The sequence below is a fragment of the Pseudomonas rustica genome (assembly GCF_018336155.1).
Taxonomy (GTDB): domain Bacteria; phylum Pseudomonadota; class Gammaproteobacteria; order Pseudomonadales; family Pseudomonadaceae; genus Aquipseudomonas; species Aquipseudomonas rustica.
This window is the reverse complement of the sequence record NZ_JAGYHF010000008.1, coordinates 341,321-360,053: the sequence shown is the minus strand read 5'-3', so window position 1 is coordinate 360,053 and position 18,733 is coordinate 341,321. Positions and strand designations below refer to the sequence as shown.

Below are 18,733 nucleotides of genomic sequence, written 5' to 3'. Positions count from 1 at the left end.
ACCTGCTGCCGAAAACTGCGTAACTCATTGAACCTCAAGGAGTTTTCCGTTTCGACTGCGCCGGAAGTGGGGCGAATTATAGACGTCTGGGATCTGCCGTCAACTGTTAATTTCGCTTTTCTTTCAACCACTTGCATATTGGTTAAATAACGACCAAATGCACCTATATAAAGGAAGCAAAGGCGATCCCTTCTATATAGAAGGGATCTTTAGAGCACCCCAGCCGCCTTCAACTCAGCCACCGCACCCGCGCCCAAGCCCAGCACACCTTGAAGAACCTCCAGCGTATGCTCACCCAATAAAGGAGGGGCGCGCCGATACTCAACCGGTGTCTGCGACATGCGGATAGGGCTGGCCACTTGCGGCACCATTCCCGCCAATGCGTGCGGCAGCTCTATCGCCAGACCACGCGCCTTCACCTGCGGATCCTCGAACACCTGCGACAGATCATTGATCGGCCCACAAGGCACGCCCGCCTGCTCCAGCTCGGCAACCCACTCGGCAGTCGTCTTGAACACCGTCGCCTGGCGAATCAACGGAATCAACACCGCCCGGTTCGCCACCCGCAGCTTATTAGTAGCGAAGCGCGGATCGTCAGCCCACTGCGGCTGCCCCGCCACTTCGGCAAACTTGCGGAACTGCCCGTCGTTACCCACGGTAAGAATGAAATCGCCGTCGGCCGTAGGAAAGTCCTGATAAGGCACGATGTTCGGATGCGCATTACCCAGACGCTTAGGCGCATTGCCTGTGGTCAGATAATTCATCGCCTGGTTAGCCAGACACGCAACCTGCACATCCAGCAACGCCATATCGATGTGTTGGCCGCCCCCGTCGTGATCGCGATGTGCCAACGCCGCAAGAATCGCCACCGTCGAATACAGACCGGTAAGAATATCCGTCAACGCCACACCGACCTTTACCGGCCCGGCACCCTCATCACCCTCGGGACGACCAGTCAGGCTCATCAGCCCGCCCAACCCCTGAATCATGAAGTCATAGCCAGCGCGCTTTGCATACGGCCCGGTCTGCCCGAACCCAGTGATCGAGCAATAGATCAGGTTCGGATTGATCGCCTTCAGCGATTCATAGTCCAGCCCATATGCCGCCAGACCACCGACCTTGAAATTCTCTATAAGGATGTCCGACTTGGCCGCCAGCTCGCGCACCAGCTTCTGCCCCTCAGGACGCGTGAAGTCGATGGTCACCGATTGCTTGTTGCGGTTGGCTGACAGGTAATAAGCCGCTTCCGAGGTGTTCTCGCCGTATGCGTCTTTAAGGAAGGGCGGCCCCCAGGCGCGCGTGTCATCACCATTACCCGGGCGCTCAACCTTGATCACTTCGGCGCCAAGGTCGGCGAGGATTTGCCCGGCCCACGGCCCGGCCAACACTCGCGATAAATCCAGTACCCGCAGATGCGACAGCGCGCCCATGGTCGCTCTCCTATTAATAGAACGCCTGCAGACCGGTTTGCGCACGACCCAAAATCAGCGCGTGAACGTCATGAGTACCTTCATAGGTATTCACCACTTCCAGGTTGACCAGGTGACGGGCCACGCCGAACTCGTCGGAGATACCGTTGCCGCCCAACATGTCGCGCGCCATACGGGCAATGTCCAGCGACTTGCCGCAGGAGTTGCGCTTCATGATCGAAGTGATTTCGACCGCCGCAGTACCTTCATCTTTCATACGACCCAGACGCAGGCAGCCTTGCAGCGCCAACGTGATCTCGGTCTGCATGTCGGCGAGTTTCTTCTGGATCAATTGAGTAGCGGCCAATGGGCGACCGAACTGTTGACGATCCAGCGTGTACTGGCGAGCGGTGTGCCAGCAAAACTCGGCAGCGCCCAGTGCGCCCCAGGAAATGCCATAGCGCGCAGAGTTAAGGCAGGTGAACGGGCCTTTCAGACCGCGCACGTCCGGGAAGATGTTCTCTTCCGGCACGAACACGTTGTCCATGACGATCTCACCGGTGATCGACGCACGCAGGCCGACCTTGCCGTGAATCGCCGGAGCGCTCAGACCTTTCCAGCCCTTCTCCAGGACGAAGCCACGAATGTCGCCGGCATCGTCCTTACCCCAGACCACGAACACATCGGCGATCGGACTGTTAGTGATCCACATCTTCGCGCCGCTGAGGCTGTAGCCGCCGTCGACTTTGCGTGCACGGGTGATCATCGCGCCCGGGTCGGAACCGTGGTTCGGCTCGGTCAGGCCGAAGCAGCCGATCCATTCGCCGGACGCCAGTTTCGGCAGGTATTTCTGTTTCTGGGCTTCGGTGCCGAATTCGTTGATCGGCACCATCACCAGCGACGACTGCACACTCATCATCGAGCGATAGCCGGAGTCGACCCGCTCCACTTCGCGAGCAATCAGGCCGTAGCTGACGTAGTTGAGGCCGCTGCCACCGTACTGCTCAGGGATGGTTGCACCCAACAGGCCGACTTCGCCCATTTCGCGGAAGATTGCCGGGTCAGTCTTCTCATGACGGAAAGCTTCAAGAACGCGTGGCGCGAGCTTCTGCTGAGCGAACTGCTCGGCGGTGTCGCGGATCATGCGCTCTTCTTCGGTGAGCTGTTGATCCAGCAGCAGGGGATCGATCCAGTTGAAGCTAGCTTTACCGCCCATGAGTGTGTCCTCGTAAATCGGGTGAATTAACGTGGCATTGATCCTAGGCGCGGTTCGTCGTCGCGGCAAACGAGGATTTCGCATTCTGTTGTGCTAATTTCTCACTCCGAAACGTCGCGAAATGCCTTTTATGCGGCGCATTAGTGAGGTTGACGTACATGCGCAGGAAGATCCCCAGCACCACCGCCCTGATCAGCTTCGAAGCCGCCGCACGTCACGAAAGCTTTACCCGCGCCGCCGAAGAACTTTCCCTCACCCAGGGTGCGATTTGCCGACAGATCGCCAGCCTTGAGGAATTCCTCAGCGTCGAACTGTTCCGCCGTTCGCGACGCGGGGTGAAGCTGACCGAGGCAGGACTTTCCTACAGCCGCCGAGTCGCGACGCAACTTGATGCGGTTGAGCGCGACACCCTCTCAGTGATGGGCCAGCAAGGCACCAATGTGATCGAACTGGCGGTGGTGCCGACGTTCGGCACGCAATGGCTGCTGCCTCGCCTCAAGGATTTCCAGCTCAAGCACCCGGAAGTCACGGTCAACCTGACCAACCGCACGCGGCCCTTCCTGTTTGCCGACACGGAGTTCGATGCGGCGATCTACTTCGGCGATGCCGATTGGTCGGGTACCGAATCCCACAGGCTGATGGGTGAAAATCCGATGCCGGTGTGCAGCCCCGCCCTACTCGGCAACAAGACGCTTCTGACCGCCGATGAAATTGCCGATCTGCCGCTGCTGCAACAGACCACCCGCCCTTACGCCTGGCGACAGTGGTTCAACTCGCAACAGCTGAACATCCCCCGCGACATGACAGGTCCGCGCTACGAGCTATTCTCCATGCTCGCCCAAGCGGCCATGCACGACATGGGGATTGCGCTGATTCCACCGTTCCTGATTCAGCGGGAATTGGCGGAGAAACGCCTGGTAATTGCCAACCCGCAGGCACTCTCCAGCATCAAGGCCTATTACTTGATGATTCCCGAACGAAAGGTGGAATCAGCGTCTCTGAAGGCTTTTCGTGACTGGCTGGTAAATCAGGCACAGAGCTACAGCCTTGAAGGCTAAAGGCTTTCAGTGTTTGCTGACCTCGTAGTCAGAAAAACCAAAGCCCTACAGATATAACTATTTGTCGCATATGCACAGACTGTATCCGAAAGTCGTACAGACGTCCTACAAGCGCCTGCCGACGTGGCTTTGAGCCTCCATTCTCGACGCATTGCGGCCTATTCACGTCACCGATGAGAAATTTTTCCATATTGCGCCAGAATCCTTGCAGGGCACGGCCTGTAAGGGATTCGACCGTGCATGTGCGACATTCGGTCACGGCATGACTTGTAGTTAATTTTCCGTCACCCGTCATAATCCCTTGAAGGGCATAAAGTTCGCCTGCAAAATGCCGCGCCCCGCCCTGATTTGGCGGGATCGTGCTGATCGGCCGCCCCAGTCGCACCATCCGTAGTGCATGGGTTTACTCAATAAGATCACGCAGGAGATTTGACGTGCACATTGGTGTTCCTCTCGAAACCCAGACCGGTGAAACACGGGTTGCTGCAACCCCGGAAACCATTAAAAAGCTGATCAGCCAAGGTCATAAGGTCACTGTGCAAACCGGCGCCGGCGTTAAAGCCAGTGTGGTCGACAGTGCCTATGAAGCGGCAGGCGCAACCATTGGCAGTGCCAATGACGCGTTTGGCGCCGAGCTGATTCTCAAAGTGGTCGCGCCAAGCGATGCCGAACTGACGCTGATCAAGCGCGGTACGGTATTGGTCGGCATGCTCAACCCGTTCAACAACGACACCATCGCGAAGATGGCCGAGTGCGGCATTACCGCGTTCGCCCTCGAAGCGGCGCCGCGCACCTCGCGCGCGCAGAGTCTCGATGTGTTGTCGTCGCAGGCGAACATTGCCGGCTATAAGGCTGTGTTGCTGGCCGCTCACCACTATCCGCGCTTCATGCCAATGCTGATGACCGCTGCGGGCACCGTGAAAGCGGCGCGCGTGCTGATTCTTGGCGCCGGTGTGGCCGGGTTGCAGGCGATCGCCACGGCGAAACGTCTGGGTGCGGTGATCGAAGCGTCTGACGTACGTCCGGCGGTAAAAGAGCAGATCGAATCCCTCGGCGCGAAGTTCGTCGACGTGCCGTACGAGACCGATGAAGAGCGCGAATGCGCCGTCGGTGTCGGCGGTTACGCGCGACCAATGCCGGCGAGCTGGATGCAGCGTCAGGCCCAGGCCGTGCACGAGCGCGCCAAGCAGGCTGACATCGTCATCACCACCGCGCTGATTCCGGGCCGCAAGGCACCGACGCTGTTGAGCGCGGACACCGTGGCGCAGATGAAACCGGGTTCGGTGGTCATCGACCTCGCGGCGGCTCAGGGCGGCAACTGCCCGCTGACCGTGGCTGATCAGGTCGTGGTCGAGAATGGCGTGACCATTTGCGGCCCGACCAACCTGGCCGGCGAAGTCGCTGCAGACGCTTCGGCACTGTACGCACGCAACCTGCTGGACTTCCTCAAGCTGGTCTTCACCAAAGAAGGCCAGTTCGACGTCAACCTCGAAGACGACATCGTCGCCGCGTGCCTGATGTGCCGCGACGGCCAAGTCATCCGCAAAAACGCCTAAGCAGGGATTCAGACGATGGAAGAGCTTATCTCCCCCGGTATCTACAATCTGATCATCTTCGTGCTGGCGATTTATGTCGGTTACCACGTGGTCTGGAACGTTACACCTGCGCTGCACACGCCGTTGATGGCGGTAACCAACGCCATCTCGGCGATCGTGATCGTCGGTGCCATGCTTGCGGCGGCACTAACTGTCACGCCGCTGGGCAAAACCATGGGCACCCTCGCCGTGGCACTGGCCGCGGTCAACGTGTTCGGTGGCTTCCTGGTCACCCGCCGCATGCTTGAGATGTTCAAGAAGAAAGCCCCGAAAGTAAAAGAAGAGGCGCCGAAGTAATGAGCATGAATCTCGTCACGACGCTCTACCTGATCGCGTCGATCTGCTTCATCCAGGCCCTCAAAGGCCTGTCGCACCCGACCACCTCGCGGCGCGGCAACCTGTTCGGCATGCTCGGCATGGCGTTGGCCATTCTGACTACCGTTGGCCTCATCTATAAGTTGGGCGCTGAACTGGCGACTGCCGGTATCGGTTACGTCATCGTTGGCCTGTTGGTCGGCGGCACGGCCGGTTCGATCATGGCCAAGCGCGTTGAAATGACCAAGATGCCGGAACTGGTCGCCTTCATGCACAGCATGATTGGCCTCGCGGCAGTCTTCATCGCCATCGCTGCGGTGGTTGAGCCGCAATCGCTGGGCATCGTTAAACAGTTGGGCGACTCGATCCCGGCGGGCAATCGTCTGGAGCTGTTCCTCGGCGCGGCGATCGGTGCGATCACCTTCTCTGGTTCGGTGATTGCCTTCGGCAAGCTGTCGGGCAAGTACAAGTTTCGTCTGTTCCAGGGCGCACCGGTACAGTTCACCGGTCAGCACAAGCTGAATGCCGTGCTGGGTCTGGCTACGCTGGCACTCGGCCTGACCTTCATGTTCACCGGCAACCTCACCGCGTTCGCGCTGATGCTGGCGCTGGCGTTCGTGATGGGCGTGCTGATCATCATCCCGATTGGCGGTGCAGACATGCCGGTCGTGGTGTCGATGCTCAACAGCTATTCGGGCTGGGCGGCGGCAGGTATCGGCTTCTCGCTGAACAACTCGATGCTGATCATTGCCGGTTCGCTGGTGGGTTCGAGCGGTGCGATCCTCTCGTACATCATGTGCAAGGCGATGAACCGTTCCTTCTTTAATGTACTGCTCGGCGGTTTCGGCAACACAGCCGATGCAGGCCCTGCCGGTGCGAAAGAAGCCCGCCCGGTAAAATCCGGTTCGGCTGACGACGCGACTTTCCTGCTGACCAACGCCGACACCGTGATCATCGTGCCGGGTTATGGCTTGGCAGTAGCGCGTGCACAACATGCGCTGAAAGAGCTGACCGAGAAGCTGACCCACCGTGGCGTGACCGTGAAGTACGCGATCCATCCGGTTGCCGGCCGTATGCCGGGGCACATGAACGTTCTGCTCGCCGAGGCCGAAGTGCCTTACGATCAAGTGTTCGAGATGGAAGACATCAACTCCGAGTTCGGCCAGGCCGACGTGGTGTTGGTGCTGGGCGCGAACGACGTGGTCAACCCGGCCGCGAAGAACGATCCGAAGTCGCCGATTGCCGGCATGCCGATTCTCGAAGCGTTCAAGGCCAAGACCATCATCGTCAACAAGCGCTCGATGGCCAGCGGCTATGCCGGCCTGGACAACGAACTGTTCTATCTGGACAAGACCATGATGGTCTTCGGCGACGCGAAGAAAGTCATCGAAGACATGGTTAAAGCGGTCGAATAATTCCCCGCTGCAACACCGAACGCCCCGACTTGTCGGGGCGTTTTTGTTTGCGCAAACAGTCGGACAATTTGCCGCGTTGTTGCAGATCCAGTAACGGTGTTTTACTTGAAACCCGCTGAATAGACGCCTCGTTTGCGACCTTGGTAGCGGGACAGGCGCCCGTCAAATTCACTAGACTGCGCATCCTGCTACTCGCTTCCCGAGATAATAATCCATGTACCGTGACCGTATTCGCCTGCCTTCGTTGTTGGACAAAGTGATGAGCGCCGCCGACGCAGCCGCTCTGATTGAGGACGGCATGACCGTCGGCATGAGCGGTTTCACCCGTGCCGGCGAAGCCAAAGCCGTCCCTCACGCACTGGCCGAGCGCGCCAAGGTCACGCCGCTGAAGATCAGCCTGATGACCGGCGCCAGCCTGGGCAACGACCTCGACAAGCAACTGACCGAGGCCGGCGTGCTGTCGCGGCGCATGCCGTTCCAGGTCGACAGCACCTTGCGCAAGGCGATCAACGCCGGCCAGGTAATGTTCATCGATCAGCACCTGTCGGAAACCGTCGAGCAATTGCGCAATCAGCAACTGAAGCTGCCGGACATTGCGGTCATCGAAGCCGTGGCCATCACCGAACAGGGCCACATCGTGCCGACCACCTCGGTGGGCAACTCGGCGAGCTTCGCGATTTTCGCCAAACAAGTGATCGTCGAGATCAACCTGGCGCACAACGCTAATCTCGAAGGCCTGCACGACATCTATATCCCTACGTATCGCCCGACGCGCACGCCGATCCCGCTGGTAAAAGTCGACGACCGCATCGGCAGCACGGCGATTCCGATTCCGCCGGAGAAGATTGTCGCCATCGTTATAACCCAGCAGTCGGATTCGCCGTCCACCGTGTCGACGCCGGACGTCGATACCAACGCCATCGCCGAGCACCTGATCACCTTCTTCAAACAGGAAGTCGACGCCGGGCGCATGACCAACAAGCTCGGCCCGTTGCAGGCCGGCATCGGCAACATTGCCAACGCGGTGATGTGTGGCCTGATCGATTCGCCGTTCGAAGACCTGACCATGTACTCCGAAGTGTTGCAGGATTCGACCTTCGACCTGATCGACGCCGGCAAGCTGAGCTTTGCTTCGGGCAGCTCGATCACTTTGTCGGAGCGCCGCAACAGCGACGTGTTCGGCAATCTCGAGAAGTACAAGGACAAACTGGTGCTGCGCCCGCAGGAGATCTCCAACCACCCGGAAGTGGTGCGCCGCTTGGGCATTATCGGGATCAACACGGCATTGGAGTTCGACATCTACGGCAACGTCAATTCCACCCACGTCTGCGGTACGCGGATGATGAACGGCATCGGTGGATCGGGTGACTTCGCGCGCAACGCGCACCTGGCGGTGTTCGTGACCAAGTCGATCGCCAAGGGTGGCGCGATCTCCAGCGTAGTGCCGATGGTCAGCCACGTTGACCACACCGAGCACGACGTCGACATTCTGGTGACCGAAGTCGGCCTCGCCGATCTGCGTGGCCTGGCGCCACGGGAGCGTGCGCGGGTCATCATTGATAACTGTGTGCACCCGGACTTCCGCCAGGCGCTCAACGATTACTTCACGGCGGCCTGTGCGATTGGTGGCCACACCCCGCACATCCTGCGGGAAGCGCTGAGCTGGCATATGAACCTGGAAGAAACCGGGCGCATGCTGGCGGTGTAATTCACACAGATGAACCGCCGATGCAAACACAGTTTGCATCGGCGGACTCTCGCAAGTCTCCCGCCTGACAAAAACTGTACTGCTGTACTGGTCATTTCCTACAGCATTTGCCTACCTTTCCTGACGAATTGAGCAAAAACGCACTACTTAAGTGCGGACAGGTACAGTTTGCTCTATTTCGACCCGTACACCGCCTATAAACAGTTAACTGGTCACTCACAATACAGTTGAACTGTATCTAGAGAGACTAGGCAAACGAGAGGATCATGGGCACCAGTCAAACCACTACCTGATCCCGCCACAAGCGGAAGGATGTCAACCATGGAACGTACACTCAGTTCCGAACTGTTCTTCGAAGACAAAGCTGCAAAAAACCAGGCTTCCATGCCTCTGCGCGTTCTCGCCAACCTGATGTTGTGGCAGCGCCGCATCTCCAGCCGCCACCAATTGGCCCGTCTGGATTCGCGTTTGCTGGCAGACGCCGGTATCAGCGAAGCTCAACGCTACGAAGAGCTGAGCAAGCCGTTCTGGCGCTAAACAGCGTCGCTGGCTCTGGTCGTTAGACCCACCGCCAGCAACCCGAATTGCACAAGCAAAACCCGTCGTGGGAAACCACGACGGGTTTTGTAGTTTCAGCCCCTGAAAAACCCAAACCAGTACAGTTCAGATACGCTGATTACCAACCAGTACAATTGTAGGAGCTGCCGAAGGCTGCGATCTTTTGATCTTGAAAATCCAAAGCAAAAGATCGCAGCCTTCGGCAGCTCCTACAGGTTTTTCGTCTGGATGCTGGTTTGGCGAACGCATCTGCGCCTAATATCCACACAGAACGTGGCGAATGATGCGCAACAGGCGTCTGACTCCTCAGATACCGAGCCACCTCTCAATACGGTTTATTCACAGGAGTTACATCATGTCCCGTCTCCGCCTGCTCAGCGCTGCTGCCCTTCTGGCCGTTGCTGCCAACGCCAGCGCCACCAGTTTCATCGTTACCACTGACGCCGTCGTCGGTGCGCTGAAATCTTCGTCCGACGCCACTTCCGATGTGACCTCGTCGTTCCGTGACGACAAAATCGTCCTCGCTGCCCGTGATGACGCGGCCAGCTTCGTCGCTACCCAAGGCGATATCCGTGGCGTGAAACTGGAAAGCGCGCTGGATCACATCCGCCACCAGGCTCCACAACTGAACGCGACCGACGCAGAGCTGGCTCAGGCCATCCTGACGATCTAAGCGATTCGAACATTGCGGGACACGCCAGCCGTGTCCCGATGTTTCGAGACTGGCTCTGGCCCGGGCATTGCGCTAGCCTTGCGGCTCGCTAACAGTTACCGAGTCCGATGCGTTTTCTTCCAAATCTGCTGATCCCTTCCGTATTGCTGAGCGCCTGTTGGGCGACGTCGGTCGATGCCTATGATGCTTTCAATGCGTCGACGCAAGGCATTGTCGTCAGTGGTTACGCCACCAGCATGGTGTCTTCCGCGCCTTTCGACCGTAAACTGCTGTTCGCCGCTCACGATGACGCGGCAGCGTTCGTGGCCAGTGACGGCCAATTGCGCGGGGCGCAGCTGGAATCCGCGCTGAATTACCTGCGTAAAAAACGGCCGAAACTTCATGTCTCTGACCTTGAACTGGCAGAAGCAATTCTCGTCCAATAGTTAACCCAGCCCTTAGTTAACCTGTCCCTCCGGAGTCGTTCCATGCGTAGCCCGCTGATTGCTGCCGCCCTTGGCCTGTTTTTGTTGGCCGACGTGGCCCAGGCGCACACCCTGGTAGCCACCAGTAACATCATCGTTCGTGCCTCCCAGCGCACCATCGATTTCACCTCCGACACCACCACCTCGATCCGCGACTCGAAAATCATCCGCGAAGCGCACGATGACGCCGCCAGCTTCGTCGCCACCAACGGTGATATCCGTGGCGCGCACCTTGAAGCCGCCCTCAACACATTGCGCACGCGCGTCCCGGAAGCCCGCGACGCCAGTGATCAGGTACTCGCCGAAGCCATCCTCGCACTGTGAAGTCACTCGGCGCCTGGCTGCTGGCCGGCGCGTTGTTGCTACTTGGCAACAGCGCCCACGCCGGCCTGCAATTGCGGCTCAAGACCGAAGGTCTGAGCCCCGCCCAACAACAGGCCAGCCAGGCGCTGATCGATGAGGCGATGCAAAAACTGCCGCCGAGCTTTATCGAGCGGCTGGATCGGCGCATCGATGTCGGCTGGACCGACGACATGCCCGCCAACGCCTACGGCCAGGCGACGCTGGTTGCCGAACTCGATCTGAACCGCAAACTGCTCGCCGGCCTCACCGATAGCAGCGCCGCAAAAGAAAAAACCAATCGCCCCCACGGCACTGTGCGCCAGGAATTGCTCGCCACCGTGCTGCACGAAATCACCCACATTTATGACCGCGCCCGCTTGTGGCCAGACGCCGAGCGCACGCTGATCCAGCGTTGCACCCGCCGCTTCAACAGCGCCGGATTGATCGGCATTCCCGACGAGTGCCGTGGCCAGAACGGCCGTCGCTTTACCCTCAGCGATGATCCGCGCCTGCTCGACCTCGCCGGTTGGCAGCAATACGTCGGCCGTCGCGGTGAGCGTGAGCAGCACAATCGGCAGATCGCCCGTAGCCCGGATTTGTACGAGATTTCCAGCCCGAAAGAGTTCGTCGCGGTCAACATGGAGTACTTCCTCCTCGACCCGAGCTACGCATGCCGCCGCCCCGCGCTGTACCGCTATTACCAGCAACATTTCGGCTGGGCGCCACCGGCCAAAGACACTTGCAGCAAGACCTTCGCGTTTTTGAACGCCGGTAACGACTTCGCCAAACAGCCACTGGGGCACGTCGATCCGGAGCGGGTTTACGCGGTTGATTACTTGCTCGCAGAGGCCAATCAGAACTGGGTCAGCCGCTGGGGCCACAGCATGTTGCGGCTGGTGATCTGCGCGCCGGGCCGTCCGCGTGGGCCGGATTGCCGACTCGATCTCGATCAGCATCTGGTGTTGTCGTACCGTGCCTTTGTCGGCGATGTGCAGCTATCGAGCTGGGACGGACTGGTCGGCAAATACCCTTCGCGACTGTTTGTGCTGCCGCTCGCACAGGTGATCGACGAATACACCAAGACTGAATTGCGCAGCCTCGCCTCCGTGCCGATCAACCTGTCACGGGAAGAGATCGAAGGCGTGGTCGAACACGCTGCCGAGATGCATTGGAGCTACGACGGCAACTACTTTTTCCTCTCCAACAACTGCGCGGTGGAAGGTTTGAAACTGTTGCGCAGCGGCAGTGATAACAGCCGGTTCGTTGGACTCGACAGCATCATGCCCAACGGCTTGCTGGAAGTGATGAAGGGCCGCGGGTTGGCCGATACCAGCGTGTTGGATGATCCGAAAGAAGCGCTGCGTCTGGGTTATCGTTTCGACTCGTTCCGCGATCGCTATCAGGCGATGTTTGATGTGTTGAAGAAGCAGCTGCCGATCAAACAGACCACCGTTGAGGAATGGCTGTCGCTCACCGCCGAAGAACGCCGCGAGTGGTTCGAGCGTGCGGATCTGCGCACCAGCGCGGCGTTGTTATTGCTGGAGCAGGCGAGTTATCGACGTCAGTTGTTGCTGGCGCAGGATGAGGTCAAGCAGCGTTACCTCGGCGCGCGTGAGCTTGAAAATGGCGGTATGGACAAGGCCAACGCGACGTTGCAGGAAATCCTCGCTAACAGCGGCTTCCTCAGCCGTCCGGCAGAGCTTCTTGATAGTCGTGGTTATGGGTTGCCACAGCCGAGCGAGTTCAAGCGACTGGAAGATGAAAGCAGCCAGCGGCAGAAGAAGTTGCTGGTGCTGTCGGGTGATCTGGATGCGGAAGTGCGCAAGTTGCTGGAGCCGAAGCGCGCTGCCGAGATTGCGGCGAGTGAGGAGAATGTGAAGCAGATTGGTGCGCATCTGCGCAAATTGCACAAGGCATCGGGCGGGCTGGAGCTGCCCTGAACTTGAGGCTGAACCTGATGCTGATGCTGATGCTGATGCTGAGTGCATACCTTGTGGCGAGGGGATTTATCCCCGTTGGGTCGCGAAGCGGCCCCAAAATCAGCGAACCCGGTCAATCAGATAAACCGAGTCCGCTGAATTGCGACTGCTGCGCAGCCGTACGGGGATAAATCCCCTCGCCACAGGTGATGTGTGTCAGATCAATTGAGGACGCCATCAAGGATTTCGTACACGATCCCGGTGCCCACCGCGATCAGCACGATATCGCCGCCAGTCCGGCGCCATTCGTAGCCCGGATACACCGGCAAGCGACCCAACGCGCGACTGTCCAGACGCTCGCCGTAATAGCCGTGCGGCAGCGGCCGGCCACGCTCCAGATGAATCCCCGGAGGCGGCGGCGCCCCGCGCACAAAGTAGCCATGATTGTCACGAATGGTCTGGCGCACCGGGCCAAAGTCGTGCGGTGGCGGGCCGCCACGGTGATCGTTCTGCGGGCCACGGTGATCGTCGCGATGATCATCACCGTGGTTATCGTAATGGCCCTGCGACGGGCCGCCGTGGTCGTGATCGTCGCGCTGATCGGCGCTGGCCAGCAGCGGCGTTGCACTGAGCATCAGTACGCCCAGTCCGGCTATCAGACGTTTCGGCATTTTCATCGGGTCTTTCCTCACGGCACAAACAGCAAAAAGGGCTGCAGAACGATGTTCTGAAGCCCTCGGTCTTGCTGGATTAGTCTGCGCTTTGAGGTGCTAATTCCTCTGTATCAGGAACTTTACCTTCAGCTGACGCGAGCTTTACGCACGCCTTCGGACAGCGCCGAGCACAGGCCTAACACACCGTCGATGGCTTGTGCAGGAGTGGTCGCATTGGCGATGTGATCGATCAGCGCCGAACCCACGACAACACCATCAGCCAGACGCGCGATGGCAGCCGCTTGCTCCGGCGTACGGATGCCGAAACCGATGCTGATTGGCAGATCGGTATGGCGACGCAGACGGGTCACCGCCTCTTCGACGTGTTCCAGCGTTGCAGCGCCAGCACCGGTCACACCGGCCACCGACACGTAGTAAACGAAACCGGAGCTGCCATTGAGCACTCGCGGCAGACGCGCATCGTCGGTGGTCGGCGTGGTCAGACGGATAAAGTCCAGACCGGCAGCCTGCGCCGGATCACACAGCTCGGCATTGTGCTCAGGCGGCATGTCGACCACGATCAGACCGTCGACACCGGCCTCTTTCGCGTCAGCGATGAAGCGCTCAACGCCATACATGTGGATCGGGTTGAAGTAACCCATCAGCACCAACGGCGTGTCGCTGTTGCCTTCGCGGAATTCACGAACCATTTGCAGGGTTTTCACCAGGTTCTGCTTGGCGCCCAAGGCACGGATGTTCGCCAACTGGATCGCCGGGCCATCGGCCATCGGGTCGGTGAACGGCATGCCCAGCTCGATCACGTCGGCGCCGGCACCCGGCAAACCTTTGAGGATCGCCAGCGAAGTGTCGTAGTCCGGATCACCGGCGGTGACGAAGGTCACCAGCGCGGCGCGGTTCTGTTCTTTGAGGTCGGCAAAACGGGTTTGCAGGCGGCTCATCAGTGTTTCTCCTGCTTAGACTGTTCCATGTGATGCATGACGGTCTGCATGTCTTTGTCGCCACGCCCCGACAGGTTGACCACCATCAGGTGATCCTTCGGCAGCTTCGGTGCGCGTTTGAACACTTCGGCCAAGGCGTGGGCGCTTTCCAGTGCAGGAATAATCCCTTCCAGGCGGCAGCATTTGTGGAACGCATCCAGCGCTTCGTCGTCGGTCACCGAGGTGTACTGAACGCGGCCAATGTCATGCAACCAAGCGTGTTCCGGGCCGATGCCCGGGTAGTCGAGGCCGGCGGAAATCGAGTGGGCATCGATGATCTGGCCATCGTCGTCCTGCAGCAGGAAGGTACGGTTGCCGTGCAACACACCCGGAACGCCGCCATTCAGGCTCGCCGCGTGCTTGCCGGTTTCAATGCCGTAACCCGCAGCTTCAACACCGATGATTTCAACGCTCTTGTCGTCGAGGAACGGGTGGAACAGGCCCATCGCGTTGGAACCGCCACCGATGCACGCCACCAGGCTGTCCGGCAGACGACCGTCCTGCGCTTGCAACTGATCGCGGGTTTCCTTGCCGATCACGGCCTGGAAGTCGCGAACCATCGCTGGGTATGGATGCGGGCCGGCCACGGTGCCGATCAGGTAAAAGGTGTTGTCGACGTTGGTCACCCAGTCACGCAGGGCTTCGTTCATCGCGTCTTTCAGGGTGCCAGTGCCGGCAACAACCGGAATCACTTCAGCGCCCAGCAATTTCATGCGGAAGACGTTGGCCTGCTGACGTTCGATGTCAGTGGTGCCCATGTAGATCACGCAATCGAGACCGAAACGTGCGGCGACGGTGGCAGTGGCCACGCCGTGCATGCCAGCGCCGGTCTCAGCGATGATGCGTTTCTTGCCCATGCGCCGCGCCAGCAGAATCTGGCCGATGCAGTTGTTGATCTTGTGCGCGCCGGTGTGGTTCAGCTCTTCGCGCTTGAGATAAATCTTCGCGCCGCCGCAGAATTCAGTGAGGCGCTCAGCGAAATACAGAGGGCTCGGACGTCCGACGTAGTCACGCTGGAAGTAGGCCAATTCTTCTTTGAATGCCGGATCTTCCTTGGCCGCTTCGTATTCGCGGGCCAGATCGAGGATCAACGGCATCAGGGTTTCCGCCACGTAGCGGCCACCGAACGAGCCGAACAGGCCGTTATCGTCCGGGCCGTTGCGCAGATTGGAAGTGTTCGAAGTCTGGGTCATGAGTTGCTCCAGGTGAATTCGGGTCAAAAGACAATGACGACCACTCTACCCCTGACCTACTACGCTGAAAACCGATAAGATCGCCACAACCTGTCAGGAAAACTCACAGATACCATGAGCCATGACCTTCCCCCGCTGAACGCCCTGCGCGCGTTCGAAGCGGCCGCCCGTCTGAACAGTGTCAGTCAGGCCGCCGAACAGCTACACGTTACTCACGGCGCGGTCAGTCGTCAGCTCAAAGTGCTCGAAGAACACTTGGGCGTCAGCCTGTTCGTCAAGGATGGTCGCGGCTTGAAACTCACAGATGCCGGCATGCGTTTGCGTGATGCCAGTGGCGAAGCTTTTGATCGGCTGCGCAGTGTTTGCGCCGAGTTAACCCAGAGCACCGCCGATGCGCCGTTTGTGCTCGGCTGTTCTGGGAGTTTGCTGGCGCGATGGTTTATTCCGCGTTTGGGGCGATTGAATGCTGATCTGCCGGATTTGCGCCTGCATCTGTCGGCGGGTGAAGGCGATCTCGATCCACGACGTCCGGGGCTGGATGCTTTGCTGCTGTTCGCCGAACCGCCGTGGCCAGCAGATATGCAGGTTTACGAATTAGCCGCAGAACGCATCGGCCCGGTGATGAGCCCATTGTTCAGCGGCTATCAGCGCCTGCAAGCCGCGCCAGCCTCGGCTCTGCTCAATGAACCGCTGCTGCACACCACCTCGCGCCCACAAGCGTGGCCAAGCTGGGCACAGCAAAGCGACCTCGACGCAAAAGCGCTGAAGGTCGGGCAAGGTTTTGAGCATTTGTATTATTTGCTGGAGGCAGCCGTCGCTGGTCTCGGCGTGGCCATCGCGCCGGAGCCGCTGGTGACGGAAGATTTGAAGGCCGGTCGCCTGGTTGCGCCATGGGGTTTCTGTGAAACCCCGGCGCAACTGGCGTTGTGGCTACCCAAGCGCGCCGCAGACGGACGCGCTCGGCAACTGGCGCAATGGCTCAAGAACGAGCTGCGCCAGAGCGATCACTCGCCGCGCTTGAACAGCAAGTAAGCGGCCAGCAGACCGATTGCACCGACTGCGACACCGGCGGTCGTCCACGGATGTTCCTGGGCGTAATCGCGGGTGGCGATCCCGGTTTCGCGGGTTTTCACTTTGACTTCTTCATAGGCATCGCTGAGCAGGTGGCGCGAGTGTTTCAGCGCGCTTTCGGCATTGCTTTTCAGCGCCTTGAGGGTCTTGCGCGACTCGTCCGAAGCGTCGTCCTTCAGGCTTTCCAACGACTTGAGCAGACTCTCGATCTCGGCTTCCATGCTTTGCAACGAGGCTTTACGTAAAGAGGTGTTGGCCATGGTGGCTCTCCTGCATTGGTGATGAGTGGCGTGTGTTGGTTGGGACTTCGGTGGTTCGAGAAAGTGCAGAAAATCTGAACTTCGCCTGCTCAGCGCCGCCGAAATCAACAGTGCAGATTCACTGCTAGTCTCAATCCCACACGCCAAGGAGTTCGTTATGAGTGACCATCACACGTACAAGAAAGTCGAGCTGGTCGGTTCGTCGACCACTAGCATCGAAGAAGCCATCAACAACGCAATTGCCGAAGCCAACAAGACCATTCGCAACCTGGAATGGTTTGAAGTCACCGAAACCCGTGGTCATATCGAAAACGGTAAGGCTGCGCACTTTCAGGTGACGCTGAAAGTCGGCTTCAAGATTGCCAGCAGCTGAGTTTGGACTAGTCTTCTGAACTTGCGCGCTGGCCGAGTGCCATAGGAATGGCAAAGCGCTATAGGGTGAGCGCATCGGGTGGATGACCCGATGCCCGCCTCTTTCAATCCGACCAGGGAGTGCGACCGATGAAGAAGTTTATGTTGGCGGTAGGTTTGTTGAGCCTTGCGGGTGGTGCGTTTGCTGCCGGTAAGCCATGTGAAGAGCTGAAAAGCGAGATCGCGGCGAAGCTGGATGCCAAGGGCGTTTCCGGGTATTCGCTGGAGATTGTCGACAAGGGCGCAGATGCTGGCGCTAAAGTTGTTGGCACCTGCGAAGGTGGTACCAAGGAAATCGTCTACAAGCGCGGTTGATTGCGCCTGAAATACAAAAGCCGACGTGAATGCGTCGGCTTTTTTGTGTCCCATGTAGGAGCTGCGGCACGCTGCGATCTTTTGATCTTGCTCTAAAAACCTAGATCAAAAGATCGCAGCCTCGTTTCACTCGACAGCTCCTACAGGGGGCCGCGCGTTATCCTTTCATGACCTGCGCCAGCAGTTCGTACGAATGCACGCGATCAGCATGCTCATACAAATCGCTGGTAAAAATCAGCTCATCCGCCTGCGTCTGCTCAATCAGCACTTCCAGCTTCGCGCGAATTTTCTGCGGGCCACCCACCATCGCCAGCCCAAGGAAATCACCCACCGCCTCACGCTCATGCGGCAACCACAGGCCATCCATGGTTTTCACCGGCGGACGCTGCACCAGACTCTGCCCGCGCATCAGCGCCAGAATGCGCTGGTACACCGACGTCGCCAGATAATCCGCCTGCTCATCGGTATCCGCGGCCACCAATGGCACCCCGAGCATCACGTACGGCTTGTCGAGCACTGCCGACGGTTTGAAGTGATTGCGATAAACGCGGATCGCCTCATGCATGAAGCGCGGGGCGAAGTGCGAGGCGAAGGCGTATGGCAAACCGCGTTCACCGGCCAGTTGTGCACTGAACAGGCTGGAACCGAGCAACCAGATCGGCACATTGGTGCCCGTGCCCGGCATCGCGATCACCCGTTGATCCGGGGTGCGCGGGCCGAGGAAGCGCGCCAGTTCGGCGACATCTTCGGGGAAATCATCAGAGCTGCCTGAACGCTCGCGGCGCAGCGCACGCGCGGTCATCTGATCGGAACCGGGCGCGCGGCCCAAACCGAGGTCGATCCGCCCTGGATACAGGCTTTCCAAGGTGCCGAACTGTTCAGCGATCACCAAAGGCGCATGGTTGGGCAGCATTACGCCGCCGGAGCCGACGCGAATGGTCGACGTACCGCCGGCCAGATAGCCGAGCAATACCGACGTCGCCGAGCTGGCGATGCCGTCCATGTTGTGGTGTTCCGCCACCCAAAACCTTGTGTAGCCGAATTTCTCGACGTGCTGCGCCAGATCCAGCGAATTGCGCAGCGCTTGCGCCGGGCTGCCGTTTTCGCGCACTGGCACCAGATCGAGGGTGGAAAATTTTACGTCGGACAGTTGCTTCATA

20 protein-coding genes are annotated in these 18,733 nt (G+C 59.2%); 13 read left to right on the top strand and 7 right to left on the bottom strand.

Going from position 1 to position 18,733, the window contains the following annotated elements; translation table 11 throughout:
* Positions 1-209: 209 nt before the first annotated feature.
* Positions 210-1,430 (bottom strand): CaiB/BaiF CoA transferase family protein, encoded by a 1,221-nt coding sequence (locus tag KFS80_RS18105; protein WP_053116419.1) that lies wholly within the window; start codon positions 1,428-1,430, stop codon positions 210-212.
* Positions 1,431-1,443: 13 nt separating this feature from the next.
* Entirely contained in the window at positions 1,444-2,625 is a 1,182-nt protein-coding gene (locus tag KFS80_RS18100) for an acyl-CoA dehydrogenase (protein WP_053116418.1), read from the bottom strand.
* A gap of 158 nt (positions 2,626-2,783) precedes the next feature.
* Here KFS80_RS18100 and KFS80_RS18095 point away from each other — a divergent pair, with 158 nt between their 5' ends.
* The 10 genes from KFS80_RS18095 (at position 2,784) to KFS80_RS18050 (ending at position 12,693) form a co-directional block, all read left to right on the top strand.
* Complete coding sequence (locus KFS80_RS18095; protein WP_212545484.1) at positions 2,784-3,683, top strand: LysR family transcriptional regulator; 900 nt, start codon at positions 2,784-2,786, stop codon at positions 3,681-3,683.
* 434 nt (positions 3,684-4,117) lie between these two features.
* Entirely contained in the window at positions 4,118-5,239 is a 1,122-nt protein-coding gene (locus KFS80_RS18090; RefSeq protein WP_212545483.1) for a Re/Si-specific NAD(P)(+) transhydrogenase subunit alpha, read from the top strand.
* 15 nt (positions 5,240-5,254) lie between these two features.
* The gene (locus tag KFS80_RS18085) at positions 5,255-5,575 is read left to right on the top strand and encodes an NAD(P) transhydrogenase subunit alpha part 2 (protein WP_003187417.1); all 321 of its coding nucleotides are present in this window, start codon (positions 5,255-5,257) and stop codon (positions 5,573-5,575) included.
* Entirely contained in the window at positions 5,575-7,008 is a 1,434-nt protein-coding gene (locus KFS80_RS18080; protein ID WP_008081130.1) for an NAD(P)(+) transhydrogenase (Re/Si-specific) subunit beta, read from the top strand. The genes KFS80_RS18085 and KFS80_RS18080 overlap by 1 nt, the downstream gene beginning before the upstream one ends.
* Before the next feature lie 214 nt (positions 7,009-7,222).
* Entirely contained in the window at positions 7,223-8,716 is a 1,494-nt protein-coding gene (locus KFS80_RS18075; protein WP_008081132.1) for an acetyl-CoA hydrolase/transferase family protein, read from the top strand.
* Between the two features lie 321 nt (positions 8,717-9,037).
* Positions 9,038-9,253: a DUF1127 domain-containing protein gene (locus tag KFS80_RS18070; RefSeq protein ID WP_053116413.1), complete on the top strand. Its 216-nt coding sequence runs from the start codon at positions 9,038-9,040 to the stop codon at positions 9,251-9,253.
* A 376-nt stretch (positions 9,254-9,629) separates the two neighbouring features.
* On the top strand, positions 9,630-9,947 hold the full coding sequence (locus KFS80_RS18065; protein WP_008081137.1) for a DUF2388 domain-containing protein: 318 nt from the start codon (positions 9,630-9,632) through the stop codon (positions 9,945-9,947).
* Between the two features lie 107 nt (positions 9,948-10,054).
* Positions 10,055-10,372, top strand: coding sequence for a DUF2388 domain-containing protein (locus KFS80_RS18060; protein WP_053116412.1), 318 nt, complete (start codon positions 10,055-10,057; stop codon positions 10,370-10,372).
* A gap of 42 nt (positions 10,373-10,414) precedes the next feature.
* Positions 10,415-10,735 carry a DUF2388 domain-containing protein gene (locus KFS80_RS18055; protein WP_007911662.1) on the top strand — a complete coding sequence of 107 codons (321 nt, stop codon included), beginning with the start codon at positions 10,415-10,417 and terminating at the stop codon, positions 10,733-10,735.
* Complete coding sequence (locus tag KFS80_RS18050; protein WP_212545482.1) at positions 10,732-12,693, top strand: DUF7844 domain-containing protein; 1,962 nt, start codon at positions 10,732-10,734, stop codon at positions 12,691-12,693. The genes KFS80_RS18055 and KFS80_RS18050 overlap by 4 nt, the downstream gene beginning before the upstream one ends.
* 200 nt (positions 12,694-12,893) lie before the next feature.
* On the opposite strand, the gene KFS80_RS18045 is transcribed toward KFS80_RS18050, so the two are convergent.
* From KFS80_RS18045 to trpB, 3 genes are all read right to left on the bottom strand, one after another.
* Positions 12,894-13,349: an anti-virulence regulator CigR family protein gene (locus KFS80_RS18045; RefSeq protein WP_212545481.1), complete on the bottom strand. Its 456-nt coding sequence runs from the start codon at positions 13,347-13,349 to the stop codon at positions 12,894-12,896.
* A gap of 122 nt (positions 13,350-13,471) precedes the next feature.
* Entirely contained in the window at positions 13,472-14,284 is an 813-nt protein-coding gene (gene trpA, locus KFS80_RS18040; RefSeq protein ID WP_159813327.1) for a tryptophan synthase subunit alpha, read from the bottom strand.
* Positions 14,284-15,516 carry a tryptophan synthase subunit beta gene (gene trpB, locus KFS80_RS18035; protein WP_212545480.1) on the bottom strand — a complete coding sequence of 411 codons (1,233 nt, stop codon included), beginning with the start codon at positions 15,514-15,516 and terminating at the stop codon, positions 14,284-14,286. Before trpB ends, trpA begins: the two co-directional genes overlap by 1 nt.
* A gap of 114 nt (positions 15,517-15,630) precedes the next feature.
* Here trpB and KFS80_RS18030 point away from each other — a divergent pair, with 114 nt between their 5' ends.
* A complete protein-coding gene (locus KFS80_RS18030) occupies positions 15,631-16,548 on the top strand; it encodes a LysR family transcriptional regulator (RefSeq protein WP_212545479.1) in 918 nt (305 codons plus the stop codon).
* On the opposite strand, the gene KFS80_RS18025 is transcribed toward KFS80_RS18030, so the two are convergent.
* Positions 16,521-16,847 carry an ElaB/YgaM/YqjD family protein gene (locus KFS80_RS18025; protein WP_007911686.1) on the bottom strand — a complete coding sequence of 109 codons (327 nt, stop codon included), beginning with the start codon at positions 16,845-16,847 and terminating at the stop codon, positions 16,521-16,523. The two genes, KFS80_RS18030 and KFS80_RS18025, sit on opposite strands and share 28 nt — an antisense overlap.
* 157 nt (positions 16,848-17,004) lie before the next feature.
* Here KFS80_RS18025 and KFS80_RS18020 point away from each other — a divergent pair, with 157 nt between their 5' ends.
* Both KFS80_RS18020 and KFS80_RS18015 read left to right on the top strand, forming a co-directional pair.
* On the top strand, positions 17,005-17,220 hold the full coding sequence (locus tag KFS80_RS18020) for a dodecin (RefSeq protein WP_053116406.1): 216 nt from the start codon (positions 17,005-17,007) through the stop codon (positions 17,218-17,220).
* Between the two features lie 128 nt (positions 17,221-17,348).
* Positions 17,349-17,573, top strand: a complete 225-nt coding sequence (locus KFS80_RS18015) for a DUF1161 domain-containing protein (RefSeq protein WP_212545478.1) — start codon at positions 17,349-17,351, stop codon at positions 17,571-17,573.
* Positions 17,574-17,730: 157 nt separating this feature from the next.
* Here the strand turns inward: KFS80_RS18015 and KFS80_RS18010 are convergent, their stop codons facing one another.
* Entirely contained in the window at positions 17,731-18,732 is a 1,002-nt protein-coding gene (locus KFS80_RS18010) for an LLM class flavin-dependent oxidoreductase (protein WP_212545477.1), read from the bottom strand.
* Position 18,733: the final 1 nt, after the last annotated feature.